At 68.5% G+C, this 25,356-nt stretch carries 32 protein-coding genes; 9 read left to right on the top strand and 23 right to left on the bottom strand.

Annotation, left to right across the window (positions count from 1 at the left end; translation table 11 throughout):
* From AC1DXK_RS23040 to AC1DXK_RS23055, 4 genes are all read left to right on the top strand, one after another.
* A partial coding sequence (locus AC1DXK_RS23040) for a hybrid sensor histidine kinase/response regulator (RefSeq protein WP_477299172.1) occupies positions 1-1,534 on the top strand: 1,534 nt, incomplete at its 5' end.
* The gene (gene cheB / locus AC1DXK_RS23045; RefSeq protein ID WP_457108363.1) at positions 1,531-2,595 is read left to right on the top strand and encodes a chemotaxis-specific protein-glutamate methyltransferase CheB; all 1,065 of its coding nucleotides are present in this window, start codon (positions 1,531-1,533) and stop codon (positions 2,593-2,595) included. The genes AC1DXK_RS23040 and cheB, both read left to right, overlap by 4 nt.
* The gene (locus tag AC1DXK_RS23050) at positions 2,592-4,310 is read left to right on the top strand and encodes a response regulator (RefSeq protein ID WP_477299175.1); all 1,719 of its coding nucleotides are present in this window, start codon (positions 2,592-2,594) and stop codon (positions 4,308-4,310) included. The genes cheB and AC1DXK_RS23050 overlap by 4 nt, the downstream gene beginning before the upstream one ends.
* Positions 4,307-6,193 (top strand): response regulator, encoded by a 1,887-nt coding sequence (locus tag AC1DXK_RS23055; protein WP_457108365.1) that lies wholly within the window; start codon positions 4,307-4,309, stop codon positions 6,191-6,193. Before AC1DXK_RS23050 ends, AC1DXK_RS23055 begins: the two co-directional genes overlap by 4 nt.
* Before the next feature lie 460 nt (positions 6,194-6,653).
* Here the strand turns inward: AC1DXK_RS23055 and rplQ are convergent, their stop codons facing one another.
* The 5 genes from rplQ to rpsM all read right to left on the bottom strand — a co-directional run bounded on the left by rplQ (position 6,654) and on the right by rpsM (position 10,229).
* The gene (rplQ, locus tag AC1DXK_RS23060; RefSeq protein WP_457108366.1) at positions 6,654-7,064 is read right to left on the bottom strand and encodes a 50S ribosomal protein L17; all 411 of its coding nucleotides are present in this window, start codon (positions 7,062-7,064) and stop codon (positions 6,654-6,656) included.
* A 198-nt stretch (positions 7,065-7,262) separates the two neighbouring features.
* Positions 7,263-8,282, bottom strand: a complete 1,020-nt coding sequence (locus AC1DXK_RS23065) for a DNA-directed RNA polymerase subunit alpha (RefSeq protein WP_010686165.1) — start codon at positions 8,280-8,282, stop codon at positions 7,263-7,265.
* Between the two features lie 109 nt (positions 8,283-8,391).
* Positions 8,392-9,264, bottom strand: a complete 873-nt coding sequence (locus tag AC1DXK_RS23070; RefSeq protein ID WP_457108367.1) for an MBL fold metallo-hydrolase — start codon at positions 9,262-9,264, stop codon at positions 8,392-8,394.
* 34 nt (positions 9,265-9,298) lie between these two features.
* The gene (gene rpsK, locus AC1DXK_RS23075; RefSeq protein ID WP_007557606.1) at positions 9,299-9,688 is read right to left on the bottom strand and encodes a 30S ribosomal protein S11; all 390 of its coding nucleotides are present in this window, start codon (positions 9,686-9,688) and stop codon (positions 9,299-9,301) included.
* A 172-nt stretch (positions 9,689-9,860) separates the two neighbouring features.
* Positions 9,861-10,229, bottom strand: coding sequence for a 30S ribosomal protein S13 (rpsM, locus tag AC1DXK_RS23080; RefSeq protein ID WP_457108368.1), 369 nt, complete (start codon positions 10,227-10,229; stop codon positions 9,861-9,863).
* Positions 10,230-10,481: 252 nt separating this feature from the next.
* On the opposite strand from rpsM, the gene AC1DXK_RS23085 reads away from it, so the two are divergent.
* Positions 10,482-10,838 carry a hypothetical protein gene (locus AC1DXK_RS23085; RefSeq protein WP_457108369.1) on the top strand — a complete coding sequence of 119 codons (357 nt, stop codon included), beginning with the start codon at positions 10,482-10,484 and terminating at the stop codon, positions 10,836-10,838.
* A 12-nt stretch (positions 10,839-10,850) separates the two neighbouring features.
* On the opposite strand, the gene AC1DXK_RS23090 is transcribed toward AC1DXK_RS23085, so the two are convergent.
* The 18 genes from AC1DXK_RS23090 to AC1DXK_RS23175 all read right to left on the bottom strand — a co-directional run bounded on the left by AC1DXK_RS23090 (position 10,851) and on the right by AC1DXK_RS23175 (position 21,310).
* On the bottom strand, positions 10,851-11,081 hold the full coding sequence (locus tag AC1DXK_RS23090) for a hypothetical protein (protein ID WP_457108370.1): 231 nt from the start codon (positions 11,079-11,081) through the stop codon (positions 10,851-10,853).
* Positions 11,082-11,258: 177 nt separating this feature from the next.
* Positions 11,259-11,861, bottom strand: a complete 603-nt coding sequence (locus AC1DXK_RS23095; RefSeq protein ID WP_457108371.1) for an adenylate kinase — start codon at positions 11,859-11,861, stop codon at positions 11,259-11,261.
* Between the two features lie 167 nt (positions 11,862-12,028).
* Complete coding sequence (gene secY, locus AC1DXK_RS23100; RefSeq protein ID WP_477299180.1) at positions 12,029-13,375, bottom strand: preprotein translocase subunit SecY; 1,347 nt, start codon at positions 13,373-13,375, stop codon at positions 12,029-12,031.
* Between the two features lie 160 nt (positions 13,376-13,535).
* Positions 13,536-14,039, bottom strand: a complete 504-nt coding sequence (rplO, locus tag AC1DXK_RS23105; protein WP_457108373.1) for a 50S ribosomal protein L15 — start codon at positions 14,037-14,039, stop codon at positions 13,536-13,538.
* Positions 14,040-14,049: 10 nt separating this feature from the next.
* The gene (rpmD, locus tag AC1DXK_RS23110) at positions 14,050-14,241 is read right to left on the bottom strand and encodes a 50S ribosomal protein L30 (protein WP_020096280.1); all 192 of its coding nucleotides are present in this window, start codon (positions 14,239-14,241) and stop codon (positions 14,050-14,052) included.
* 11 nt (positions 14,242-14,252) lie between these two features.
* Positions 14,253-14,840, bottom strand: coding sequence for a 30S ribosomal protein S5 (rpsE, locus tag AC1DXK_RS23115; protein WP_043355033.1), 588 nt, complete (start codon positions 14,838-14,840; stop codon positions 14,253-14,255).
* 156 nt (positions 14,841-14,996) lie between these two features.
* A complete protein-coding gene (rplR, locus tag AC1DXK_RS23120; RefSeq protein WP_010686176.1) occupies positions 14,997-15,359 on the bottom strand; it encodes a 50S ribosomal protein L18 in 363 nt (120 codons plus the stop codon).
* A 10-nt stretch (positions 15,360-15,369) separates the two neighbouring features.
* Positions 15,370-15,903, bottom strand: coding sequence for a 50S ribosomal protein L6 (gene rplF / locus AC1DXK_RS23125; RefSeq protein WP_149314231.1), 534 nt, complete (start codon positions 15,901-15,903; stop codon positions 15,370-15,372).
* Between the two features lie 23 nt (positions 15,904-15,926).
* On the bottom strand, positions 15,927-16,322 hold the full coding sequence (rpsH, locus tag AC1DXK_RS23130; RefSeq protein ID WP_010686178.1) for a 30S ribosomal protein S8: 396 nt from the start codon (positions 16,320-16,322) through the stop codon (positions 15,927-15,929).
* 10 nt (positions 16,323-16,332) lie between these two features.
* Positions 16,333-16,638: a 30S ribosomal protein S14 gene (rpsN, locus tag AC1DXK_RS23135; RefSeq protein WP_457108374.1), complete on the bottom strand. Its 306-nt coding sequence runs from the start codon at positions 16,636-16,638 to the stop codon at positions 16,333-16,335.
* Positions 16,639-16,678: 40 nt separating this feature from the next.
* Positions 16,679-17,245 carry a 50S ribosomal protein L5 gene (gene rplE, locus AC1DXK_RS23140; RefSeq protein ID WP_243920249.1) on the bottom strand — a complete coding sequence of 189 codons (567 nt, stop codon included), beginning with the start codon at positions 17,243-17,245 and terminating at the stop codon, positions 16,679-16,681.
* Positions 17,238-17,552: a 50S ribosomal protein L24 gene (gene rplX, locus AC1DXK_RS23145; protein ID WP_012319178.1), complete on the bottom strand. Its 315-nt coding sequence runs from the start codon at positions 17,550-17,552 to the stop codon at positions 17,238-17,240. Before rplX ends, rplE begins: the two co-directional genes overlap by 8 nt.
* Entirely contained in the window at positions 17,552-17,920 is a 369-nt protein-coding gene (rplN, locus tag AC1DXK_RS23150) for a 50S ribosomal protein L14 (protein WP_010686182.1), read from the bottom strand. Before rplN ends, rplX begins: the two co-directional genes overlap by 1 nt.
* A gap of 515 nt (positions 17,921-18,435) precedes the next feature.
* Entirely contained in the window at positions 18,436-18,813 is a 378-nt protein-coding gene (locus AC1DXK_RS23155; protein ID WP_457108375.1) for a hypothetical protein, read from the bottom strand.
* A gap of 189 nt (positions 18,814-19,002) precedes the next feature.
* Entirely contained in the window at positions 19,003-19,719 is a 717-nt protein-coding gene (locus AC1DXK_RS23160; protein WP_457108376.1) for an amino acid ABC transporter permease, read from the bottom strand.
* Positions 19,716-19,973 carry a hypothetical protein gene (locus tag AC1DXK_RS23165; protein ID WP_477299184.1) on the bottom strand — a complete coding sequence of 86 codons (258 nt, stop codon included), beginning with the start codon at positions 19,971-19,973 and terminating at the stop codon, positions 19,716-19,718. The genes AC1DXK_RS23160 and AC1DXK_RS23165 overlap by 4 nt, the downstream gene beginning before the upstream one ends.
* A gap of 9 nt (positions 19,974-19,982) precedes the next feature.
* Positions 19,983-20,483, bottom strand: a complete 501-nt coding sequence (locus tag AC1DXK_RS23170; protein WP_457108378.1) for an ABC transporter permease subunit — start codon at positions 20,481-20,483, stop codon at positions 19,983-19,985.
* A 23-nt stretch (positions 20,484-20,506) separates the two neighbouring features.
* A complete protein-coding gene (locus AC1DXK_RS23175; RefSeq protein ID WP_457108379.1) occupies positions 20,507-21,310 on the bottom strand; it encodes an ABC transporter substrate-binding protein in 804 nt (267 codons plus the stop codon).
* A 710-nt stretch (positions 21,311-22,020) separates the two neighbouring features.
* On the opposite strand from AC1DXK_RS23175, the gene rpsL reads away from it, so the two are divergent.
* The 4 genes from rpsL to AC1DXK_RS23195 all read left to right on the top strand — a co-directional run.
* The gene (gene rpsL, locus AC1DXK_RS23180; protein ID WP_477299187.1) at positions 22,021-22,392 is read left to right on the top strand and encodes a 30S ribosomal protein S12; all 372 of its coding nucleotides are present in this window, start codon (positions 22,021-22,023) and stop codon (positions 22,390-22,392) included.
* Between the two features lie 143 nt (positions 22,393-22,535).
* Positions 22,536-23,006: a 30S ribosomal protein S7 gene (gene rpsG / locus AC1DXK_RS23185; RefSeq protein WP_012319183.1), complete on the top strand. Its 471-nt coding sequence runs from the start codon at positions 22,536-22,538 to the stop codon at positions 23,004-23,006.
* Positions 23,007-23,036: 30 nt separating this feature from the next.
* A complete protein-coding gene (gene fusA / locus AC1DXK_RS23190) occupies positions 23,037-25,112 on the top strand; it encodes an elongation factor G (RefSeq protein ID WP_457108380.1) in 2,076 nt (691 codons plus the stop codon).
* Positions 25,113-25,169: 57 nt separating this feature from the next.
* On the top strand, positions 25,170-25,356 hold a 187-nt coding region (locus AC1DXK_RS23195; protein ID WP_477299189.1), incomplete at its 3' end, for a GTP-binding protein.

Genomic DNA, 25,356 nt, shown 5'->3' on the forward strand with positions numbered 1-25,356 from the left:
GGCCGGCACCGTCGCCCGCGAGGCGGCGGATCTCGCGCGGCGCCAGGCGTCGGCGACGAACGCGGTCGAGGGGGCCGCTGGCCGCGTCCGCGCCGCCGCGGAGCGCCTCGCCCTCGTTCCGGCGGAGACGGTCCTCGGCCCCCTCGCCCGCTCGCTCCGCGAGACCGCCCGGGAGCAGGGCCGCGAGGTCGATATCGACCTGCACGGCCTCGATCTGCCGGTGGAGCGCGGCACCCTCCAGGCCCTGAAGGATCCGCTGCTCCACGCCCTGCGCAACGCCCTCAGCCACGGCTGGCAGTCGCCGGAGGTGCGGCGGGCCGCCGGCAAGCCGGAGGCCCTGGTCCTGGGGCTGGAGGTCTCGGTGCGCGGCTCCCGCCTGCAGGTCACCGTCTCCGACGACGGCCCGGGGCCGGACCTCGCTCGGATCGAGGCCGCGGCCCGGGAGCGCGGGCTGCTCGCCCCCGGGACTCCGGCCGACTCGGAAACGCTGCTGCGCCTCGTGTTCGAGCCCGGCTTCTCGACCGCGGAGGCGATCGATACCCTTGCGGGGCGGGGCTACGGCCTCTCGGTGGCCGCCGACGCGGCCCGCCAGCTCATGGGCAGCGTCCGCCTGGAACCGCGCGAGCCGGTCGGCACCGCCCTGATCTTCAGCCTGCCGCTGTCGGCGGCCCGGCGCAGCCTGCTGCTGGTCGAAGCCGCAGGACGCACCTATGCGCTGCCGGGAGACTCCGTGGCGCGCCTGCTGCGCCTGTCGCGCGCCGGGCTGCCGGTGGCGATGGGCCGGACGATCCTGCGGCTCGGCGAGGGGGATGCGGCGACGAGCCATCCGGTGACTGACCTCGCCGCCGTCCTCGGCCAAGCCGCCGATCCGGCCGATCCCGGCATGCTGACCGCCGTGGTTCTGCGGGTGGGCCGGGGCCGCCTGGCCCTCTCCGTCGACCGCCTGCACGATGTCCGCCCGCTCCTCGTCCTGCCCGCACCGGCCTTCGGAGCCGATCCGGGCCTGATCGCCGGCACGGCGGTGCTGAACGGCGATGTGCCGGTGCTGGTGCTCGACCCCGAGGGGCTCGCGGCACGCGTCAATGCCGGATCGCTGGAGGGTGCGCCCGGAACGATGGGGCCGGATCCACGTTCGACGACTCACGCCGGGCCGCGGACGTCCGCGCGGGCGACGATCCTGGTCGTCGACGATTCGATCACCACCCGAACGTTGGAGAAGGGAATCTTGGAAGCCGCCGGCTACCGCGTGGTCGTGTGCGTCGACGGGCAGGACGCCCTCGAGCGGCTGCGTGCCGAGATCGAGCCCGTGGACCTCGTGCTCGCCGACGTCGAGATGCCGCGCCTCGACGGGTTCGGCCTGCTCCAGGCCCTGCGGGCCGATGCCCGCTTCGCCCGGCTGCCGACGATCCTGATGACCTCCCGCGGGGATGCGGCCGACGTCGCCCGGGGCCTCGATCTCGGCGCCGACGCCTACCTCACCAAGCAGAAATTCGACCAGCRCCAGCTCCTGGATACGATCGGGCAGCTCCTATGACCCCTGTCCGCGTGATGCTCGTGGAGGACAGCCTCGTGGTGCGCGAGCTGCTGCGCCACATCGTCTCCCGCGATCCCCGCCTCGAACTCGTCGCCGCCGTCGCCTCCGGCGAGGAGGCCCTCGACAAGCTCCGGACGGTGCGGCCGGACGTCATCTCGATGGACATCCGCTTGCCGGGCATCGACGGCCTTGAGACGACGCGCCGGATCATGGCCGAATTCCCGACCCCGATCGTCGTGGTCGCCGATTCGGTCGAGGATTCGTCGCTGCGCATCTCGATGAACGCGCTGCGGGCCGGCGCCCTGTCGGTGGTCGAGAAGCCGGTGGCGACGACCCATGCCGGCTACGAGGGCGTGGCCGGTGCGATCTGCACGCAGCTACGGATCATGGCCCAGGTTCCGGTGATCCGCCGGCGGCCGATCGGTACCGAATGGGCGGGCCGCGTCGCCGCCCCCCAGGCGGCGCCCGTCGAGCTGCCGGGGCAGGCCCCGAGCCTCCTCGGCATCGCCGCCTCGACCGGGGGCCCCCCGGCGCTCGCGCGGGTGATCGGTGCCCTGCCCAAGGACTTCCCACTGCCGGTCCTGGTCGTCCAGCACATGGGTGCGGCCTTCATGGACGGGTTCGCCAGCTGGCTCGACAGCGTCGTGACCCTGCCGGTGGCGCTGGCCCGGGACGGGGAGCGGACCGAACCGGGCCGCGTCTACGTGGCTCCGGGCGACCGCCACCTGGAGATCGGTTCGGGCCGCATCCTGCGGGTGATCGACTCCGCCCCGGTCTCGGGCCAGCGGCCGGCCGCCACCGTGCTGTTCCGCGCCATGGCCCGGCAATCGGGTGCTTCCGGCATCGGCGTGCTGCTCACCGGCATGGGCGAGGACGGAGCCGTCGGTCTCGCCGACATGCAGAAGGCCGGCGCCCAGACCGTGGCCGAGCACGAGAGTACGGCGGTGGTCTACGGCATGCCCGCGGCGGCGGTCCGGCTCGGGGCGGCCCGGGCCGTCCTCCCCCTCGATCGCATCGCCGACCACATCCTGCGGCTCGTGGACACGGGCGCGCGGCCATGACGGCGGCCGGGGCGGCCGCGATGCCGGCTCGGATCCTGCTGGTCGAGGATTCGGAGACACAGGCCCTGGAGCTGCGTCTGCTGCTGGAGGCGCACGGGTTCTCGGTGGAGCGCTGCCCGTCGGCCGAGACCGCCCTCGACCACCTCAACCGCAGCCAGCCCGACCTCGTGGTGGCCGACTACCACCTGCCGGGTATGAACGGCGACGAGCTGATCCGGCAGATGCGCCTGTCCTTGCGCACCCGGGCGCTGCCCGTCCTGATGCTGACCGGCGGCAGCGGCGGCGAGCGACAGGGACTGGAGAGCGGCGCCGACGCCTACCTGCCGAAATCCGCCGACCGCGACCTGATGATCCTGCGCATCCGCGCCTTGCTGCGCGAGCGCCGCGCGGCGGGCGACGGCGAGGGGCCGGGTGCGGCCGCCTTCCGACGCGGGCGGATCCTGGTGATCGACGGTAGCGCCACCTACCGGACCTTCCTGGCCGGACTGATGGGGCAGGACGGGCACCATGTGGCGACCGCCGACGGGGCGGAGGCGGCGCTCGCCGTCCTGGACGCGGCCGCCGGAGACCAGGCCTTCGACTGCGTGACGGTCGATCTTCTGGGTCACGCCTATGACGGCCTCGCGCTCTGCCGGGCGATCAGCCAGCGGCGCTCCGGCCAGGCCGCGGGGGCGGGCTTCCACCTCGTCGGCATCGCCGGGAGCGATCCCGCCAAGGACTTCCTGGTCGAGGCCTTCGCGGCCGGGGCGGACGACGTGGTCTCGAAGACCGACGCCGAGGTCCTGGCGCTGCGGGTGCGCGGCTTCGTGCGGCGACGGCTGCTCGAGGAGGACGACCGGCGCATCGCCGGCCAGTTCGGCGAGCGCGAGCGGGCCGTGGAGCGCGCCCGCGCGGAAGCCGAGGCGTCCGAGGCCCGTGCCCGCCTCGCCGACGCCCTGGAGCGGGCGAACCGCGACCTCGCCGACGCCAACCGCCAGCTCACCGACGCGCAATCCAAGCTCGTCCAGGCCGCCAAGATGGCGTCCCTGGGCGAGCTGGTCGCCGGCATCGCCCACGAGATCAACAACCCGCTGGCCTTCATCCTGGCGCATCAGGGCACGGTGGAGCGCCTGCTCGGCGAACTGCCGGACGCTGCGCCGGAGGCGGCCGCCCGTGCCGTCGACAAGGCCCGGCAGCGGGTCGGCTCGATGCGGATGGGCCTGACCCGGATCCAGGATCTGGTGTTGAACCTGCGGAAGTTCTCTCGCCTCGACGAGGGCGAGCGCGCCCTCGTCAACGTACCGGAGGCGATCGAGACGGTGCTTGCCCTGATCCAGCACAAGCTCGGCGATCGGATCGCCGTGGAGCGGGCCTTCGCCGGCCGCTCTGAGATCCACTGCACGCCCGCGCTGCTCAACCAAGTGGTGATGAACATCCTGGGCAACGCCGCCGACGCGATGCCGGAGGGCGGGATGATCCGGATCACCACCCAGTCGAACCCCGAATTCGATGAGATCCGGATCAGTGATACCGGTCCGGGCATCCCGGATAGCTTACGCGAGAAGATCTTCGAGCCGTTCTTCACGACGAAGCCGGTCGGATCCGGAACGGGTCTGGGCCTTGCGATTGCCTACAGCGTCGTTCAAGCGCATAGCGGCTCGCTCACCGTGGAGACGGCCCCGGGTGGGGGAGCCTGCTTCGTGATCGGAATTCCGCGGCAGGCGGCCAGTGCATGAGTGACGGTACCGCAGGTGTAGGGACGATCCTGGCTGTCGACGACGAGCCGGATATCCTGATCGCCCTGGAGGATCTGTTTGAGGATTCCTACCGGGTCCTGACGACCTCGCGCCCCGCCGAGGCGCTGGAGATCCTGCGCGCCGAGCCCGACATCGCCGTGGTGCTCTCGGATCAGCGCATGCCGGGCCTCACCGGCGATGCGCTCCTCGCCGAGGCCCGCACCTTCCACGACGCCCAGGCGATCCTGCTGACCGGCTACGCCGACATCACCGCTGTGATCGCCGCCCTCAACCGCGGCGGCATCGTCGGCTACGTCACGAAGCCCTGGGATGCCGGCCTGCTGCGCTCCACCGTCCGCCAGGCCTTCGAGCGCCACCGGCTCGGCCGGGATCTCGCGACCGAACGGGCGCTCCTGCGCGGCCTCCTCGACCACGCCCAGGATGCCATCAGCTTCAAGGACGCGCAGGGCCGGTTCGTACGGCTGAACGCCCGCAAGGCGGCCCTCCTCGGACACGATATCGCCGGCTGCCTCGGGCGGCGCGAGGACGAACTCCCGGGTGCGAAGGCCAGCGCGGTGAGGCAGGCGGACGACGCGGCGATCCGGTCGGGTGCCGTGGCCGAGACCCTCGTCAGCGACGGTCCCACGGGCGCTGAGCAGTGGAGCCACGTGACGCGGGTGCCGATCCGCGACGCGGTCGGCGCGATCAGCCACCTCGCGGTGATCGAGCGCGACGTGACCGAGCAGCGGACCCTGGAGGCGCGGCTGCGCCAGTCCGACAAGATGCAGGCGCTCGGCACCCTGGCGGGGGGCATCGCCCACGATTTCAACAACCTGCTGACCGCGATCCTCGGCAGCCTCGAACTCGCCGGCCCCAAGGTCGCCGACCAGCCGCGGGTGCAGCGCCTGATCGAGAACGCCCGCGGTGCGGCGGAGCGCGGCGCCTCCCTGACGAAGCGCCTCCTCAGCTTCAGCCGCGCCCACGATCTCCAGGCGCGGGCGATCGACGTGAACACCCTGATCACCGGGATGAGCGACCTGTTCGGTCGCAGCCTCGGCGGCCTCGTCACGGTGCGGACCGATCTCGAGGATGGGCTCCCGGCGGTCCAGGTCGATCCGGACCAGCTCGAACTCGCGGTGCTCAACCTCTGCATCAACGCAAGGGACGCCATGCCCGAGGGTGGCGTCATCACCGTGGCGACGCGGCGGCTGAACATCAGCGGCGACCCGGAGATCGCCGACGGCACCTATCTGGGCGTGAGCGTCACCGACGAGGGCACCGGAATTCCGGAGGAGATCCTGCGGCGCGTCTGCGAGCCGTTCTTCACCACCAAGGCGGTCGGCCAGGGCACCGGGCTCGGGCTCGCCATGGTGTTCGGGCTCGCGCAGCAATCCAAGGGCCGTCTTGCGATCGACAGCACGGTCGGGCGGGGAACCCGCGTGGAGCTGGCGCTACCCTTCGCCGGCCAAGCGCCCGAGCAAGCCCCGAACACGTCCGGTGCCGCCCCGGTCGCCGGCCGGCGCGCCCACATCCTCATCGTCGACGACGATCCGCAGGTGCGGCACGTGACGGCCTCGTTCCTCACCGGCTTCGGCCACAGCACGACCGAGGCCGGCGACGGCGAGGCGGCCCTCCAGCATCTCCAGAGCGAGCGCTACGACATCGTCGTGGCCGATCTCGCCATGCCCGGCATGAACGGTATCGAGCTGGCCGCCGAGATCCGCGAGCGGGATCCGCACCTGCCGGTCCTGATCCTCACGGGCCACGCCGAGGCGATGCAGATCCCCGAGGACCTGCCGGTGCTCTCCAAGCCGTTCCGTTCCGCGGACCTGGCGGCCCGGGTCGCCGCACTTCTCGACGCGGCCGCGGCGCAGACCGTCTGACCGGCGGCGGGAACCGGCCGTTCGCCGCCTCATTGTCTCTCCGTGGGGTGCAAGGCCCCGGGTTACGACGAGGAGGTGGACCATGAGCAATCACGGCATCTTCCCGCGCCGCAGGCGCGACAACGACCCGGACCAGGATGGTCCACCGGACGAGTTCCGGCAGGGATAGGGGTTTTCGGATCGCGGCGCAGTCGGAAGTTCCCGGTCCGTCAGGGACGGGCCGCCAGGGCGAATTCCCGCGACCATCCGAGACGTGGACCCTGCTGCGACCCGTCGGCGAGAGCCGGCGGGTTTTTTCATGCGCGGCACGCCGAGGGTACGATCCACCGGGCGATGGCGCCGCCACGATTCGCCGACACATCGTTCCGCCGCACGGGGGAGCGTTCCGGAATGCAAAAAGCCGCCCCGGAGGATCCGGAACGGCTTCTCGAAGACGTGAAGGTTAGAGACCTCGACGCGATCAGGCAGCCTCGGCGACCTGGCTCGGACCGGAATCCTTGCCGCGGGCGTCGACGTCGCGATCGACGAACTCGATCACCGCCATCGGGGCGTTGTCGCCCTGGCGGAAGCCGGCCTTCATGATGCGGCAATAGCCGCCCGGGCGGCCCTTGTAGCGCGGACCGAGCACGGTGAAGAGCTTCTTGACCATGTCAGCGTCGCGGAGCTGCGCCATGGCGAGACGACGGGTGTGCACGCTGTCGATGCGGCCGAGCGTGATCAGCTTCTCTACCACCGGGCGAAGATCCTTGGCCTTCGGCAGCGTTGTGACGATCTGCTCATGCTTGAGCAGCGCGACGGACATGTTGGCGAACATCGCCTTGCGATGCTCGGCGGTGCGGTTGAAACGGCGGCCGCGATAACCGTGACGCATGGTGCTGGCTTCCTTCTCGTATCGGCCGCCGTGCCACGGTACGGCCGGGTGCCCCGGACTCGGGGCGGTTGATTCCGCATGACCCCGCGGCGGGATTTTCTGGGACTCCGCGTCGGCTCAGCGAAGTCCCCGCTCTGGATCGGCCAAACAAGCGGCGCCGTGTAGCGCCGCCCGTTCAGCCCGAGGCAGCTTCGCCGCTCAGTAGTGCTCCTCGAAGCGCTTGGCGAGGTCCTCGATGTTCTCCGGCGGCCAGCCGGGGATGTCCATGCCGAGGTGCAGGCCCATGCCGGCGAGCACTTCCTTGATCTCGTTGAGCGACTTGCGGCCGAAGTTCGGGGTCCGCAGCATCTCGCCCTCGGACTTCTGGATCAGGTCGCCGATGTAGACGATGTTGTCGTTCTTCAGGCAGTTCGCCGAGCGGACCGACAGCTCCAGCTCGTCGACCTTCTTGAGCAGCGCCGGGTTGAAGGGCAGCTGCGGCGCGAGCGGGGCGGCCTCTTCCTTGCGCGGATCCTCGAAGTTCACGAAGACCTGCAACTGGTCCTGGATGATGCGAGCCGCGTAGGCGAGCGCATCCTCCGGCGAGACCGCACCGTTGGTCTCGACCGTCATGGTCAGCTTGTCCTTGTCGAGATCCTGGCCCTCGCGGGTCGTCTCGACGCGGTAGCTGACCTTGGTGACGGGCGAGAACAGCGAGTCGACCGGGATCAGGCCGATCGGCGCGTCCTCGGGGCGGTTGCGCTCGGCCGGGACGTAGCCCTTGCCGGTGGCGACCGTGAACTCCATCCGGATCTCGGCGCCGTCGTCCAGCGTGCAGATCACGAGGTCGGGGTTCAGGATCTGGATGTCGCCGACCGTGCCGATGTCACCGGCGGTGACGAGGCCCGGGCCGGTCTTGCGCAGGGTCATGCGCTTCGGCGCGTCCGTCTGCGAGCGGATCGCGATGGTCTTGATGTTGAGGACGATGTCGGTGACGTCCTCGCGCACGCCCGGGATCGACGAGAACTCGTGCAGCACGCCGTCGATCTGCACCGAGGTCACGGCCGCACCCTGGAGGGACGACAGGAGCACCCGGCGCAGGGCGTTGCCGAGCGTCGTGCCGAAGCCGCGCTCGAGCGGCTCGGCGACGACCGTGGCGACCCGCTTGGGGTCGTCGCCGGTCGTGACCTGCAGCTTGTTCGGCTTGATCAGTTCCTGCCAATTCTTCTGAATGACCACGATCCTACCTCTCGTCCATGCTCGGGATCCGCGACGCCCGTCCCCGCGCTTCGGCCGTCCGGCGCAGCCCCCCTGGCGCCCCGAACGGTCCCTGAATGTCTGTCCGCCGTTACTCGCCGCCGACCCACAGCACCGGCACGAAGCTGTAACCCGCCCCGTCCCGGTCCACGTAGCCCAGCGCCGGGAATTCGAGATGGCCACCGGTGACGAGCGTCCGCTCACGGGCCACCTCGTCCAGGATCCGCTTACGCGTCTCCCGCGCCTGGTCGCCGTCGACGTCGAAGCCGACGCCAGCCTCCGGGTTCTTGAACTGGATCGCCGGCAGGTGCACCACGTCGGTCCACATCAACAGCGACTGTCCACCGGAGACGATGCGGAAGCCGCAATGACCCGGCGTGTGACCGGGCAGATGGACCGCCGTGATCCCCGGAAGAACCTCGCCGCCGCGATGCTCGCGCATCCGGCCGGCATAGGGCGCCACAGCTTTGCGCGCGCCCTCGAAATAGGGCTTGGCTTCATCCGGCGCCTCGGCCAGCGCCGCGTCGGGCAGCCAGTGCGCCGCCTCGTCGGCGTGCACCACGATCTCGGCGTTCGGGTAGCGCGCCGTACCGTCCTTCACGAGGCCGCCGACATGGTCGGGGTGCAGGTGGCTGACGAGCACCGTGCCGATCTCCTCCGGCTTGACGGCGGTGAGCGCGAGCGCCGCCCCGGCCCGGCCGAGGGTCGGCGCCGGTGCGAAGTCGCCGTATCCCGTGTCGATCAAGGTCGGCTTGAGGCCGGGACCCGTGATCAGGAAGGCGTTCAGCGTGATCTTGGGCTGCTCGGTGCGGAACCCCGCGACCTGGAGCCGTCCGGCCTCCTCTTTGGAGATTCCCGTGACGAGATCGAGGCTGGCCTGAAACCAGCCGTCGTTGAGCGCGGTGACCGTGAGGTCGCCGAGGTTCCAACGCAGCACGCCCGGAAGCGGCTTCGATCCCGTCATAAGCTTCTCCGTCAAGAGGTTTTGCAGGTCCCGATCAGACGCGGCGGCGCTTGCGCGGCCGGCAGCCGTTGTGCGGAATCGAGGTCACATCGCGGATCGACGTCACCGTGAAGCCCGCGGCCTGGAGGGCGCGCAGAGCCGACTCGCGGCCCGAACCCGGACCCGAGACCTCGACCTCGAGGGTGCGCATGCCGTGCTCGGACGCCTTGCGGGCGGCATCCTCGGCGGCGACCTGGGCGGCGTACGGCGTCGACTTGCGCGAGCCCTTGAAGCCCATCGCGCCGGCCGACGACCACGAGATCGTGTTGCCCTGCGCGTCCGTGATGGTGATCATCGTGTTGTTGAACGAGGCGTTCACGTGGGCGACGCCCGACACGATGTTCTTGCGTTCGCGGCGGCGGACGCGTTGCGGTTCCTTGGCCATCTGTTCTCACTCTTCCTTCAGGCGCGCCCGTAATGCCAGGCGCTCGGGATTCTTCTTGGGACCTGCCCGGAGCGCCCGTGCAGGGCGGTCGAGCCAGCGCCGGATCCGCTGCGGGACACTCGACGCGACGACGGAATGGCCGCGCGAAGCACGGCCACCCAATCCCAAAAAACTACTTCTTCTTGCCGGCGATCGGCTTCGCCTTGCCCTTGCGGGTGCGGGCGTTGGTGTGGGTACGCTGGCCGCGGACCGGCAGCTGCTTGCGGTGACGCAGGCCGCGATAGGCGCCGAGATCCATCAGACGCTTGATGTTCATCGAGACATCGCGGCGCAGGTCGCCCTCGACCAGGTAGTCGCGGTCGATCGTCTCGCGGATCGCGAGAACCTCGGCGTCGGTCAGCTGGTTGACCCGACGCTCGGCGGGGATGTTCACCTTCTGGGTGATCTCTTCGGCCTTCTTCGCGCCGATGCCGTGGATGTACTGAAGCGCGATGACGACGCGCTTGTTGGTCGGGATGTTGACGCCTGCGATACGGGCCACGATCACTCTCCATGTGAGGCCCGGGGATCCGGGCGGGTTTCGTGCGCGTCCGGTGGAGGCCGGCCCCTGCGCACGTGAAACGACGACGCGGCCCGCGGGCGGCCCTGGACAGGGCACCTCGGACCATCGTTCGGCTGGACGAAGGAGGGCCTGCTAGCGCGCGGGCGGGCCGATGTCAACGACGCGATAACGGGTGATCGCGGCGTCATGCATCGCGCGCGGATCCCGATCACCGGAGAACGAGGTGTGGGAATGTCCTTTCTGACGAGCGATGGCGCCACCCTCCGGGCCTTCGCCGATTCGGTCCTGCGCGGGGCCGAGGAGATCATCGACGAGGTCCTGCCCGTGGTCCTGGCGGTCATCGGCGGCGTCCTCGCCGAGGCCGAGCCCGGCTCCGTGGCCGTCCAGGATGAGGATGACGGGCCGGACCTGCTCTGGGCCACCTTCGCGGGGCGTCGGATGGTGTTCCGCTACAACGTCAGGACGGGCATGATCGAACTGCGCGAGGGCACGACGGAGGGCTATCCCTTTCGTCTCTTCGGTCACCGGTCGCTTCAGATGGACATGGTCAACTTCTTCGGCGCCCTTCGGAAAGATGGGCGGCCCTGAGGCTGACGCCTCTCAGCGGAAGCCTTGATTCCGCAGCCGGCAATAGCCACCGCTCGTCTGGTAGCCGGCCGGACAGCGACGCACGCAGGCACCGGCAGCGAACTTCAACGGCGGTCGGCAGGCGTGGCGCAAGCGCTTCTGTCCGTACACGAAGGATTGCGCCGGGCTCTGGGCGAGCGCCGGCAGAGTCGGCAGGGCGATCGCGAGCAGAAGCGTCGTGGTGGCGACGAGGCGAAGCATCATGGCGTGTCCCATCGGATGTCAGCGCCCGGGCTCACCACCGTCGCGAGACGTTCGGAGGCCCCGTTCGGCGCGGCCTTCCGCACGCGCCGGGCACGATCCCCGAACGGGACCCTCGCCGGGCGCCGCACGGTCGCGCGTTCCGGGACGATGCGCGACCCGCACCGTCCCAGCGCGTGATCAGGAGGCGACGCGCTCCTCATGCGGCTCCAGCACCGCCATCAGGTCCGCCGTGACCTTGTCGATCGGCTGCATGCCGTCGATCGGCTCCAGCATGCCCTTCGCGCCGTAGTAGGCCGAGAGCGGCGCTGTCTGGGCGCGGTAGGCCTCAAGGCGCTGCTTGAACACCTCCGGCGTGTCGTCCTTCCGCACGGTCTGACCGCGGGCCTGAGTTTCGGCGGCGCGCTTCTCGATGCGGCCGACCAGGGCGTTCTCGTCGACCTTCAGCTCGATCACCGTGGACAGGTGCAGCCCCTTGCCGGCCAGCATCTCCCCGAGCGCCTCCGCCTGCGCCACGGTGCGCGGGAAACCGTCGAGAATGAACCCACGGCGGGCATCCGCCTCCTCGATCCGGTCGGCGACGATCCCGACCACGATCCGATCGGAGACGAGGCCACCCGATTCCATCACGGCCTTGGCCTCCAGGCCGACCGGCGTGCCGGCGGCGACGGCCGCGCGCAGCATGTCACCCGTCGAGAGCTGCGGGATGCCGAAGCGCTGCACGATCCGCTCGGATTGCGTCCCCTTTCCCGCACCGGGCGGCCCGAGCAGAATGATACGCATGGCGTTGTCCTCGTTCGGCCCACTCGCTGTGGGCACAAGCCGCGGTGACGAAGCCTCCCTGGCATCGCCGGATTCGGGATTTCTAGCCGGTCCTGGCCGGTGAGGCACCTGGACCTTTGGGCCAGAGACGGGCGCGGTGTTGGAAGCCGCCCGCCTCTGTATCAGGCTCAGCGCCGCCGTTGCGTGGTCGAGGCGCCACGCAGCTTGGCCTTCTTCACGAGGCCCTCGTACTGGTGGGCCATCAGGTGCCCGTGGATCTGCGCCACCGTGTCCATCGTCACCGAGACCACGATGAGCAGAGACGTGCCGCCGAAGCCGAGGCTCGCCGCTGCGTAGGACGACAGGATCTCCGGGCACAGGCACACCAGGGTCAGGTACAGGGCGCCGATCACGGTGATCCGGGTCAGCACCTTGTCGATGAAGGCCGCGGTCCGCTCGCCCGGACGGATGCCGGGGATGAAGCCGCCATGTTTCTTCAGGTTGTCGGCCGTCTCCTGCGGGTTGAAGACCACCGCGGTGTAGAAGAACGTGAAGAAGATGATCAGCGCCGCGTAGAGGACCATGAACAGCGGCGTGCCGTGGCCGAGATAGGCCGTCACCGTGCCGAGCCAGCCGGTGGCGCCGCCATTTGCCGAGAAGCTCGCGGCCGTCGCCGGCAGGAGCAGGAGCGAGGAGGCKAAGATCGGCGGGATCACGCCCGAGGTGTTCAGCTTGAGCGGCAGGAACGAGGTCTGGCCCTCGTACATGCGGTTGCCGACCTGACGCTTGGGGTAATTGATCAGCAGCCGGCGCTGGGCACGCTCCATGAAGACGATGAAGTAGACCAGCGCCACGGCGGCGACGGCCACGCCCAGGATGACGGCCGGCGACAGGGCGCCGGTGCGGCCGAGTTCCAGCGCGCCCGCGATCGCCACCGGAAGGTGGGCGACGATGCCGGCGAAGATGATCAGCGACGAGCCGTTGCCGATGCCGCGCGAGGTGATCTGCTCGCCGAGCCACATCAGGAACAGCGTTCCGCCGGTCAGCGTGATCACCGTGGAGGCCAGGAAGAACGGACCCGGATCGATGGCGGCCGAGGAGCCCTGGAGGCCGATGGCGATGCCCCAGGACTGGACCAGCGCCAGTACCACCGTGAGGTAGCGGGTGTACTGGTTGATGACTTTGCGGCCGGACTCGCCCTCCTTTTTCAGCGCCTCGAGGCTCGGGATCACCGAGGTCAGGAGCTGAACGATGATCGAGGCCGAGATGTACGGCATGATGTTCAGGGCAAAAATCGCCATGCGCTCGACGGCGCCGCCCGAGAACATGTTGAACAGGCCGAGCACACCGCCGGACTGCTGCTGGAAGTTGCGGGCGAACTGCTCCGGGTCGATCCCGGGAATCGGGATGTACGTGCCCAGCCGGAACACCACGAGGGCGCCGAGCGTGAACCAGATGCGCTTCTTCAGCTCATCGGCCTTGGCGATCGCACCGAAATTGAGGTTGGCGGCAAGCTGCTCGGCGGCTGAGGCCATAAGCGTCGCGTCCTGGAAGTGTCGCCGGACGCGCGGCGCCCGGATGAAATGAAAGCGGCGGCCCGCGTGGTCGCAGGGCCGCCGCTCGAAGGTTCGGCTTATAGGGTGCGTGGAGTCCGTGCAACGGGTCCCCGGGTCGCTCCCTTAGCGCTCACGCCCGTCAGGCAGAGGCCGCCTCGTTGCGGCCGCGGGTGGAAGCACCCTGAGCGTAGACGACGCTGACCGAGCCGCCGGCCTTCTCGACCGCCTCGACGGCGGACTTGGAAGCACGGGTGACCTCGAAGCTGAGCTTCGCGGTGAGGTCGCCGACGCCCAGCAGCTTCACGCCGTCGCGCGGACGGGCGATGATGCCGGCCGCGACCAAGCTCTCCACCGTCACGGTCGCGGCCTTGTCGAGCTTGCCCGCGTCCACGGCTTCCTGGATCCGGCCGAGGTTCACCTCGTTCAGGTCCTGGGCGTAGAGGTTGTTGAAGCCGCGCTTCGGCAGGCGACGATGCAGCGGCATCTGACCGCCCTCGAAGCCCTTGATGGACACGCCGGTCCGGGCCTTCTGGCCCTTCACGCCGCGACCCGCGGTCTTGCCCTTGCCGGAGCCGATGCCCCGGCCGACACGCATCCGGTCCTTGGTGGCGCCGGGATTGTCGCTGATTTCGTTGAGCTTCATCGGGACCTCCTCACGCCACGTCGCCGTGGACGCGCACGAGGTGCGCAACCTTGCGGATCATGCCGCGCACGGAGGGGGTATCCTCCAGTTCGGACACGCGGTGGAGCTTGTTGAGCTTCAGGCCGATCAGCGTCTGGCGCTGGCTGGCCTCGCGGCGGATCGGCGAGCCGATCTGTTCGATGCGGACGGTCTTCTGTGCCATCGGACCCTCCCTCACGCGACCGCGGCTTCGGACTGGTCGGCCGGGTCGGCATCGCGGCGACGCGACTGGAGCGTCGAGACCTTGATGCCGCGGCGGGCCGCCACGGAGCGCGGGCTGTCCTCGTTCTTGAGCGCCTCGAAGGTGGCGCGCACGAGGTTGTAGGGGTTCGAAGATCCCAGCGACTTGGCGACGACGTCCTGCATGCCGAGCGTCTCGAACACGGCGCGCATCGGGCCGCCGGCGATGATGCCGGTACCCTGCGGAGCCGCGCGGAGGATCACCTTGCCGGCGCCATGACGACCGTTGACGTCGTGGTGCAGGGTCCGGCCCTCGCGGAGCGAGACGCGGATCAGGCCGCGCTTGGCGGCTTCCGTCGCCTTGCGGATCGCCTCCGGCACCTCACGGGCCTTGCCGTGGCCGAAGCCGACGCGGCCCTTTTGGTCGCCGACGACGACGAGGGCCGCGAAGCCGAAGCGACGGCCGCCCTTCACCACCTTGGCGACGCGGTTGATGTGGACGAGCTTGTCCACGAACTCGCTGTCGCGCTCCTCGCGATCATCGCGGCGGCCGCGGCCCCCGCCTTCACGTTCACGTGCCATGTCTTTACCTGTTCATCTCACTGGCGCGGCCGGCGGGGCCGCTCGCTCGATTTGTTGTCGAATGCCGGACATGTAGAGCACGTCCGGCCCGCCGTCGTTCAACGGTCCCGATGGGACTCGCCGGCGACAGATTCGCCGACGGCGACTTCCCGGAAATCAGAACTCCAGGCCGCCCTCGCGGGCAGCCTCGGCCACGGCCGCGACGCGACCGTGGTAGATGTAGCCGGAGCGGTCGAAGATCACCTTCGTGACGCCCGCGGCCTTGGCACGCTCGGCCACCAGCTTGCCCACCGCCTTGGCGGCGGCGACGTCGGCGCCGGTCTTGAGTTCGCCCTTGAGTGCCTTGTCGATCGACGAGGCGGCGGCCAGCGTCTTGCCGGCTACGTCGTCGATGACCTGCACGTAGATCTGCTTCGACGAGCGGAACACCGAGAGCCGCGGACGGCCGTTGGCGGCCGCCCGCAGCGCGCGACGGACGCGCGCCTTCCGGCGATCGAGGGCTTCGAGCTTGCGAGACATGATGCCCTCCTTACTTCTTCTTGCCTTCCTTGCGGAAGATGAACTCGCCCGCGTACCTCACGCCCTTGCCCTTGTAGGGCTCGGGTCCGCGATAATCGCGGATCTCGGCGGCGACCTGACCGACCTGCTGGCGGTTGATCCCGGAGATCGTGATCTCGGTGGGCTTGGGTGTTGCGATCGTGATCCCGGCGGGGATCGCGTACTCGATGTCGTGGCTGTAGCCGAGCGATAGCTTGAGGGCCTTGCCGGCCATCGCGGCGCGGTAACCGACGCCGGTGATCTCGAGCTTCTTCTCGAAGCCCTTCGACACACCCTCGACGATGTTGGCGATCTGCGCCCGCGACGTGCCCCACAGGGAACGCGCCGGCTTCGACTGGTTGACCGGCTCGACCGCGATCGCGCCGTCCTTCATCGCCACGTTGACGAGCGACGGGACCACGAAGGACAGCTCGCCCTTCGAACCCTTCATCTTCACCGTCTGACCGGTGACCGTGGCGGTAACGCCGGCCGGCACGGGGACCGGCTTCTTGCCTACGCGAGACATGGGAAAACCTCCTTATGCCCCGATTAGAACACGGTGCAGAGCACTTCACCGCCGACGTTGCGCTCGCGCGCCTCGTGATCGGCCATGACGCCCTGCGGGGTGGAGACGATGGTGACGCCGAGGCCGTCGGCCACGTGCGGCAGCTCGCCGACCGACGAGTAGACCCGGCGGCCCGGCTTCGAGACGCGCTTGATCTCGCGGATCACCGGGCGCCCGTCGTAGTACTTGAGCTCGATGGCGAACTCGGTGCGGCCATTGCCGAGGTCCGTCGCCGCGTAGTCGCGGATGTAGCCCTCGGACTTCAGGACGTCGAGAACGCTGGCGCGCAGGCGCGAGCCGGGCGTCTGGACGACGTTGCGACGGCGCAGCTGGCCGTTGCGGATGCGGGTGAGCATGTCGCCCACGGGATCGTTGACCATGGGGACCTCCTTACCAGCTCGACTTGACCAGGCCGGGGATCAGGCCCCGGTTGCCAAGCTCGCGCAGAGCCACGCGCGAGATGCCCATCTTGCGATAATAGGCGCGCGGGCGGCCGGTCATGCCGCAGCGGTTGCGGATGCGGGTGGCCGACGAGTTGCGCGGCAGTTCCGCGAGCTTGAGGCGCGCCTCGAAGCGCTCCTCCATCTCGAGGCCTTCGTTGTTGGCGATCTCGAGGAGCGCCTTCCGCTTGGCCGCGAAGCGCTTCACCAGCGCCTTGCGGGCCTCATTCTTCTCGACTGAGCTTTTCTTCGACATGTGGTCTATCTCCGGTGTCCGCGTCTGAAGCCCGAAGGCTTCACTGCCGGAACGGGAACTGGAAGGCGGCGAGCAGGGCCTTGGCCTCGGCATCGGTCTTGGCGGTGGTCGCCACGACGATGTCCATGCCCCAGGTCTGCTCGGCCTTGTCGTAGGAGATCTCCGGGAACACGAGGTGCTCCTTGAGACCAAGAGCGTAGTTGCCGCGGCCGTCGAACGAGCGCGGGTTCAGGCCGCGGAAGTCACGCACGCGCGGCAGCGCGATCGTGATCAGGCGATCCATGAACTCGTACATGCGCTGCTTGCGCAGGGTCACCTTGCAGCCGATCGGCATGCCCTCGCGGACCTTGAAGGTCGCGATGGCCTTGCGGGCCTTGGTGATGACCGGCTTCTGGCCGGCGATCAGGGCGAGGTCGCCCGCAGCCACGGAAGCCTTCTTGGAATCCGCGGTGGACTCGCCGACGCCCATGTTGATCACGATCTTCGTGATCTGCGGCACTTCCATCGGGTTCTTGTAGCCGAACTGCTCGATCAGCTTCTGGCGAACCACCTCGTCGTAGTGCTTGCGCATACGCGGGGTGTAGGCATTCTTGTCGGCCTCAGCCATCGATCTGATCCCCCGTGGTCTTGGCGAACCGGACCTTGCGCCCGTCTTCGAGGATGCGGAAACCCACGCGGGTCGGCTTGCCGTTGGCATCCGCGACCGCGATGTTCGAGAGCTGGATGGCGGCCTCCTTGGAGATAATGCCGCCTTCCTGGTTCTGGGTCTGCTTCTGGTGCTTCTTGACCAGGTTGATGCCGCGCACGAAGGCCCGGCCTTCCTTCGGCAGAACCTGGATCACCTCGCCCGACCGACCCGAATCGCGGCCGGTGAGCACGACGACCTTGTCGCCCTTCTTGATCTTGGCAGCCATTACAGCACCTCCGGAGCCAGGGAGATGATCTTCATGTGGTTGCGGGCGCGGAGCTCGCGCGGAACCGGTCCGAAGATACGGGTGCCGATCGGCTCCTTCTGATTGTTGATCAGGACCGCGGCGTTCTTGTCGAAGCGGATGACCGAACCGTCGGCACGCTTCACGTCCTTGGCGGTGCGGACGACGACCGCCTTCATGACGTCGCCCTTCTTGACGCGACCGCGCGGGATCGCCTCCTTGACGGAGACGACGATGACGTCGCCTACGCCGGCATACTTGCGCTTCGACCCGCCGAGAACCTTGATGCACATCACACGGCGTGCACCCGAGTTGTCGGCGACGTCCAGATTCGTCTGCATCTGGATCACGTGCGTGACTCCTTGTTTCAGGCGGGTTTCCGCACACGGACGGTATTGCCCGGCGGACGACGCCTGATGGGGACCTGACGTCCCCGGCTCATGTGTTTGACCGCGCAGGCGATGCCACAGGGACACCGGCGCGGTCACCGCGTTCACAGGGTGCGAGCACCCATCGGGAATGTCGCGAAGGCCGGGCGCATACTACGGGCAGCGCGTCTTGGCAAGCCGAAGGGCGGGAAATCGCGGGCGCCGCATGGCTGGATCGACCCGCTCGCGGGCACGATCGAGCTGGCGCCGCGGCGTGGTTGTGCGCGTTATGGCTGGGTCCACGCCGGCCGGCAAACCGGGGCGCTTCATCCTGATCCGGGATCAGAAGATTCGTCGTCGCGAGCGGCTCGACCAGTACGGTTGCGCCGCGGATGGCGGACTGGAGCCATCCTGATCGGGAGAGCGGGCTCCCGACCACGCGCAATGACCGGCGCGCGGGGTCGGCGCCGGCCGCGTGTTCTTGGGTTGTCCGCGGATCAGAACGGCTGGCCGGCCGTCTCGAACAGGAAGCCGTCGAGGCTCGGGATCGTCACCGAGGCTCCGTTGGCGGGCTTCGACAGGCGCCAGGGCCGCTCCGCCCGGGCGCGAATCGCCTCGGACGGCCGGAGGCGGCGCATGAGGCCGTCCTCGCCCACCTCTTCGATCGCCAGGAACCCGTAGACCTGGAGCCGAGAGGCGGTGAGCTTCATTCCGCGATCCTCGGCTGCGACGACCATGCTGCCGGTGGCGTAGACCGCGTCCAGCAGGGAGCGCTGCTCGCTCCGGCGACGGTTGCGGGCTTCCCGCTCGCCCGGAGCCTGAGCGGGAACGGGCCGCCGGAACGGAACGACGTTGCTGACCGCGACGCAACCCATACGCAACATCCTTGACGCGAACCTGAGGCGGCGTCCTGGCCGCCCGATGAGCGCGACAATTCGATGGATCGCTTTAATTCTCCGTAGACCCTGCCGGCGCCCCCCTGCCCCGATCCGGTACGCCTTCCGCGTGTGGAGACGAGAATCGGCCGCATCGCGGGCACGGCCCGGTGCGGGCGCGCCGGGCCTTCAGACCCGCGCCGTCCCAGGCGTGGCGTGCCGGCGCGGGCGGGGCCGTGTAAGTCGGGCGGCTAGCCCGTCGAGGGTGGCGCACAGGATTCCGTAGACCGCACCGACGCACAGGAAGATCTCGGCGGGGTAGACCATGGCGCGGTTGTTCACCTGTGCCGCCACGAAGGAGAGTTCGGGCACGCCGACCACGTAAGCGAGCGACGTGTCCTTGATGAGCGCACACCACTCGTTGACGAAGGACGGTGCCATGGCCCGCAGGGCCTGCGGCAGGATGATGAACCGCAAGGTCTGCCAGCGGCCGATGCCGAGCGCCAGAGCGGCCTCCCATTGGCCGCGGCCGACGCTCTCGATCCCCGCGGCCACGCCGTACGACAGGTAGGCGCCTCCGACGAGCGACAGCGCCGTCGCGACCGTCCCGATCTCGGGAACCGACAGGCCGAACAGGATCGGCAGCAGGAAGTAACTCCAGAAGATCAACATCACGACCGGCACGGCGCGGAAGACGCCGAGGCCGACGACGAGCGCGGTCCGGGCCGCCCCTGCGCTCATCGCGAGCCCGACTCCGGGGACGAGCCCGAGCGCGGCCGCGGCGAGCCCGGACAGGCCGGACAGGCCGGACAGGATCAGCGTCAGGGCTAACCCGCCGATCGGACCATCGGGCCAGGCCCCGACCAGCAGGTAGTCGAGATTGTCGGTGATGACCAAGGGGTTCATCGGTGCCGACCCTCGGGGCGGAAGCGGCGTCCGAGGGCCTGCCCTGCGGTCTCCAGCGCGGCGACCGCGCCGACATAGAGCAGCGTGGCGATGCCGAAGGCCTGGAAGGTCTTGAACGTCTCGGTCTCCACCTGGCGGGCTGCGTAGGACAGCTCCGCGAGGCCGATCGTCATGGTCAGCGCCGTGTTCTTGAGCGTGTTGAGATATTGGCCGACGATCGGCAGCCAGGCGATCCGCAGGGCCTGGGGCAACACGATGTGGCGTTACGCCTGGACCGGGGTGAGCCCGAGGGCGAGGGCCGCCTCCTTCTGGGCGTGGCGTACGGCGTTGATCCCCGCGCGGACCTCCTCGGCGATATAGGCGCCTGCGTAGAGCGCGAGCCCGCAAAATCCCGCGAGGGTCTCGTACGCGGGCCACCGCAGGGCGCCGGGTCCCAGGTCGAGCACGTGCGGCGTGTTCAGCCAGGCCGTGACGTCCTGGGGCAGAAGGATCGTCACCGCGAAGTACCAGACGAAGAGCTGTACCAGGAGCGGGGTGTTGCGGACGGTGCCGACGACGCCCGACACAAGGCACCGCGCCGCGCGACCGCCCGCTTCCCGCAGGCCGCCGCCCGCGAGCCCCAGCGCCGTGCCTGCGAGGCAGGCGGCCGCCGACAGGGCGAGGGTGACCCCGAATCCCTGAGCCAGCCACGTGAGGTAGCGCGGCGCCAGGAGGTCGCCGAGGACACTGTCGATGAGATCGACGGAGCGTGCGCCGTACGGCACGGCCGCCTCCCGCTTCGCCGCGGCTAGCCGGGGTCCCCGAGCCGGAACAGGCGCGGCAGCGGCTGCTCGGTGTCCGGACCGAACCAGCGGTCGTAGATCGCCGCCGCCCTGCCGGTCGCTTCCAGGCCGCGCAGGGTCTCGTTCACGAGGTCGCGCAGCCGGGTCTCGCCCTTGGGAAGGCCGACGCCAATAAAGTCGTTGGAGATGCTGAAGGGCGGGATCTCATAGTTCTGGCGGTCCGGCACCTTCGCCAGCAGCCCGACGAGCTTCGGCCCGTCCTGCGTGATCGCCTGGACGTTGCCGTTGCGCAGGGCCGTGAAGGCGAAGGGCGTGTCGTCGAAGGCGACCACGACGGCCTTCGGAAAGTCGCGGCGCAGCACGATCTCGTTGGTCGTGCCCTTGTCGGCCCCGATCCGGAGCCCTTTCAGCTGCTCGGGCGACGACAAGGTGCCCTTCTTGACCAGGAACTGCTGCCCGGAGGCGAAGTACGGAATGCTGAAATCGAGATGCTTCGCCCGCTCCTCGGTGATGGTGAAGTTCGCCAGAACCAGATCGACCTTGCCGGAGGTGAGCAGCGGAATGCGATTCGCCGGGTTCGTGGGGCGGACCTCCACCCTCACGCCGAGTTGGTCGGCGATCGCCTGCGCATAATCGACGTCGAGACCGGCGATCTGCTTCGTCGCGGGGTCGACGAAGCCGAAGGGCGGGTTGCTGTCAAAGGCGGCGACCCGGAGAACGCCCGCTCTCCGGATGTCGTCCAGCCGGTCGGCCCGGGCGGCCCCTAACGATAGCAGTGTGGCGAGAGCGATGGCGAAGAGGTGGCGCACGGATGGCTCCACCGTTGACGAAAGAGTAATTCAGGTAATACTGGCACGACGAAAGATTTTTTGTTTGAAAACTGCAGTATCTTTCGTGCCCGATCGAAGGGACGCGGGTCGACTTTGCGGAACTGAGGTCATTGTTCATCGAAATTTCTGTTCCAATCAACAGTGACGTCTTTCGTATTTCGTCGCATCGCGGGAACGTTTTGACGAGATCGCGACAGAGAACGCGTTGGATTGTCTTCGCGGCCGGCGGCGTGATGGAGATCGCGAATCGGACTCCGTGGGCCGGCGTCTTCGAGATTGACGGCGGCGCAGGCGCCGGGAAAAAGCCTGCCGGCTGGATTGGGCCGCACAGCGCACAGGCCGGCCGCACGCCCCTTGACCGATCCTTAACCTCCGGCGCGGTGCAGTTTTCTGCTGTCACCGCATTGACCTGCAGGGCAACCGCGGCTAGAAGCGCGCCACTTCGGACGGCCATCGGCTGCCGACGGCCCTTGGGCATACCCCCGGAAGCCGCCGCCATCGCCCCGAGCGCTCCGAGGGTTCAAATCGCCTGACGCTTAAGTCAGATCCGTAGGTACGAGCGCGTTCGTTTCGGGCGTGCTCCTCTGCCCACACCGCGCCGAGGGTCCGTGACAGGCCCTCCGGCGCATATTCGTTTTGCGGACTGCCCTGTGCAGTCCGGCCTAGGTGACCGAGGAAGAGGGCACAGGATGCCGACGATCAACCAGCTGATCGCCCAGCCGCGGAAGATCCAGCGGAGCCGCAACAAGGTTCCGGCGCTAGACGCTTGCCCGCAGAAGCGCGGCGTCTGCACCCGCGTCTACACGACGACCCCGAAGAAGCCGAACTCGGCGCTCCGAAAGGTCGCCAAGGTGCGGCTGACCAACGGCTTCGAGGTGATCGGCTATATCCCGGGCGAGGGTCACAACCTTCAGGAGCACTCCGTGGTGATGATCCGCGGCGGCCGCGTGAAGGATCTTCCGGGTGTGCGCTACCACATCCTGCGCGGCGTGYTCGACACGCAGGGCGTGAAGAACCGCAAGCAGCGCCGCTCCAAGTACGGCGCCAAGCGTCCGAAGTAAGCGCGTCCGAAGTAAGTCGGACGCCCGGATTTTTCCCGGGCGCCGGTCTGCGTTTCCACGGCCCCGTAAGGATGCCGCCGGCCTCAGGGCTCAGGCGGCCTGCGCGGGGCGCTTAAGATCTTTTCGTTCGAGAGTCTCAGAAGATGTCCCGTCGCCACTCTGCCGAGAAGCGTGAGATCATCCCGGACCCGAAGTACGGGGACGTGGTTCTGACGAAGTTCATGAATTCGATCATGTACGAGGGCAAGAAGTCGACCGCCGAGCGGATCGTCTACGGCGCCTTCGACATCGTCGAGAACCGCGCCCGCGCCAACCCGATCGAGGTGTTCCGCGCTGCCCTCGACAACGTCGCCCCGATGATCGAGGTCCGCTCCCGCCGCGTCGGCGGCGCGACCTACCAGGTCCCCGTCGAGGTGCGCACGGAACGCCGTCAGGCGCTCGCGATCCGCTGGCTGATCCAGGCCGCTCGCTCGCGCAACGACCGGACCATGGTCGAGCGGCTCTCCGCCGAGCTGCTCGACGCCGCCAACAACCGCGGCAACGCCGTCAAGAAGCGCGAAGACACGCACCGGATGGCGGAAGCCAACCGCGCCTTCTCGCACTACCGCTGGTAAGCGGTTCCGCCGTCTCTCAGGAGCAATCCGATGCCCCGCACGCACGCGATCGAGGACTACCGCAACTTCGGCATCATGGCCCACATCGATGCCGGCAAGACCACGACGACCGAGCGGATCCTCTACTACACCGGAAAGTCCCACAAGATCGGCGAGGTCCATGAGGGCGCCGCCACCATGGACTGGATGGCGCAGGAGCAGGAGCGTGGCATCACGATCACCTCGGCTGCGACGACCTGCTTCTGGCGCGAGAAGCGCCTGAACATCATCGACACCCCCGGCCACGTCGATTTCACCATCGAGGTGGAGCGGTCGCTGCGCGTGCTGGACGGTGCCGTGTGCGTGCTCGACGGCAACCAGGGCGTCGAGCCGCAGACCGAGACCGTGTGGCGTCAGGCCGACAAATACGACGTGCCGCGCGTCGTGTTCGTCAACAAGATGGACAAGATCGGCGCCGACTTCTTCAAGTGCGTCGCCGACATCATCGACCGCGTCGCCGGCAAGCCGGTGTGCCTGCAGCTTCCGATCGGCGCCGAGTCCAACTTCCAGGGCGTGATCGACCTCATCAAGATGAAGGCGATCGTCTGGTCGGGCGAGGCGCTGGGCGCCAACTTCGACGAGACTGAAATCCCTGCCGACCTCAAGGACCAGGCCGTCGAGTATCGCACCAAGCTGATCGAGGCCTGCGTCGAGCTCGATGACGAGGCCATGGCCGCTTATCTCGACGGCAACGAGCCGGACGACGCCACGATGCGCCGCCTGGTGCGCAAGGCCGTGCAGCTGCGCGCCTTCCACCCGGTTCTCTGCGGCTCGGCGTTCAAGAACAAGGGCGTGCAGCCGCTCCTCGACGCCGTCGTCGACTACCTGCCCTCCCCGGCCGATCGCGGCGAGATCAAGGGCATCGACTTCAAGACCGAGGAAGAGACCGTCCGTCACCCGACGGATTCGGATCCCTTCTCCATGCTCGCCTTCAAGATCATGGACGATCCCCACGTCGGCACGATCACCTTCTGCCGCGTGTACTCGGGCAAGGTCGATACCGGCGCCAACGTCCTGAACTCGTCGCGCGACAAGAAGGAGCGCGTCGGCCGCATGCTCCTGATGCACGCCAACAACCGTGAGGACATCAAGGAGGCCTTCGCGGGCGACATCGTCGCACTGGCCGGCCTCAAGGATACCCGCACGGGTGACACCCTCTGCGACGCGCAGAAGGCCGTGATCCTCGAGAAGATGGAGTTCCCCGAGCCCGTCATCGAGATCGCCGTCGAGCCGAAGTCGAAGGCCGATCAGGAGAAGCTCGGCATCGCGCTCCAGAAGCTAGCCGCCGAGGATCCGTCCTTCCGCGTTTCCACTGACCAGGAATCCGGCCAGACCATCCTGCGCGGGATGGGCGAGCTGCACCTGGACATCAAGGTCGATATCCTGCGCCGCACCTACAAGGTCGATGCGAATATCGGCCAGCCGCAGGTGGCCTACCGCGAGAAGCTGACCCGCCGTCAGGAGATCGACTACACGCACAAGAAGCAGACTGGCGGTACCGGCCAGTTCGCCCGCGTGAAGTTCATCGTCGAGCCGAACGAGCCGGGCGCCGGATTCCAGTTCGAGTCGAAGATCGTCGGCGGCGCGGTGCCGAAGGAGTACATCCCCGGCGTCGAGAAGGGCCTGAACTCGGTCCTCGGCGCGGGCGTCCTCGCCGGCTTCCCGGTGGTCGACGTGAAGGTCGAGCTGATCGACGGCGCCTACCACGACGTCGACTCGTCGGCCCTCGCCTTCGAGATCGCCTCCCGCGCGGCCTTCCGTGAAGCCCTGCAGAAGGGCGGCTCGGTCCTGCTCGAGCCGGTGATGAAGGTCGAGGTCGTCTCTCCGGAGGATTACACCGGCTCGGTCATCGGCGACCTCAACTCCCGCCGCGGCCAGATCCAGGGCCAGGACATGCGCGGCAACGCCAACGTCATCAACGCGATGGTGCCGCTGGCCAACATGTTCGGCTACGTGAACAACCTGCGCTCGATGTCGCAGGGCCGGGCGAACTTCACCATGCAGTTCGACCATTACGAAGAGGTGCCGCGCGGCGAGGCCGACAAGGTCATCGCCAAGTACGCCTGAGGCTTACGCCTAGGCATCTCTTCTTCCGCAACGCGAATTCGAATTTAGGAGGCTCTGATGGGCAAGGAAAAGTTCTCCCGCACCAAGCCGCACTGCAACATCGGCACGATTGGGCACGTTGACCACGGCAAGACGTCCTTGACGGCGGCGATCACGAAGGTTCTTGCGGAGACGGGCGGGGCGACGTTCACGGCCTACGACCAGATCGACAAGGCTCCGGAGGAGAAGGCGCGCGGGATCACGA

The sequence above is a fragment of the Methylobacterium sp. P3_A11 genome (assembly GCF_056403155.1).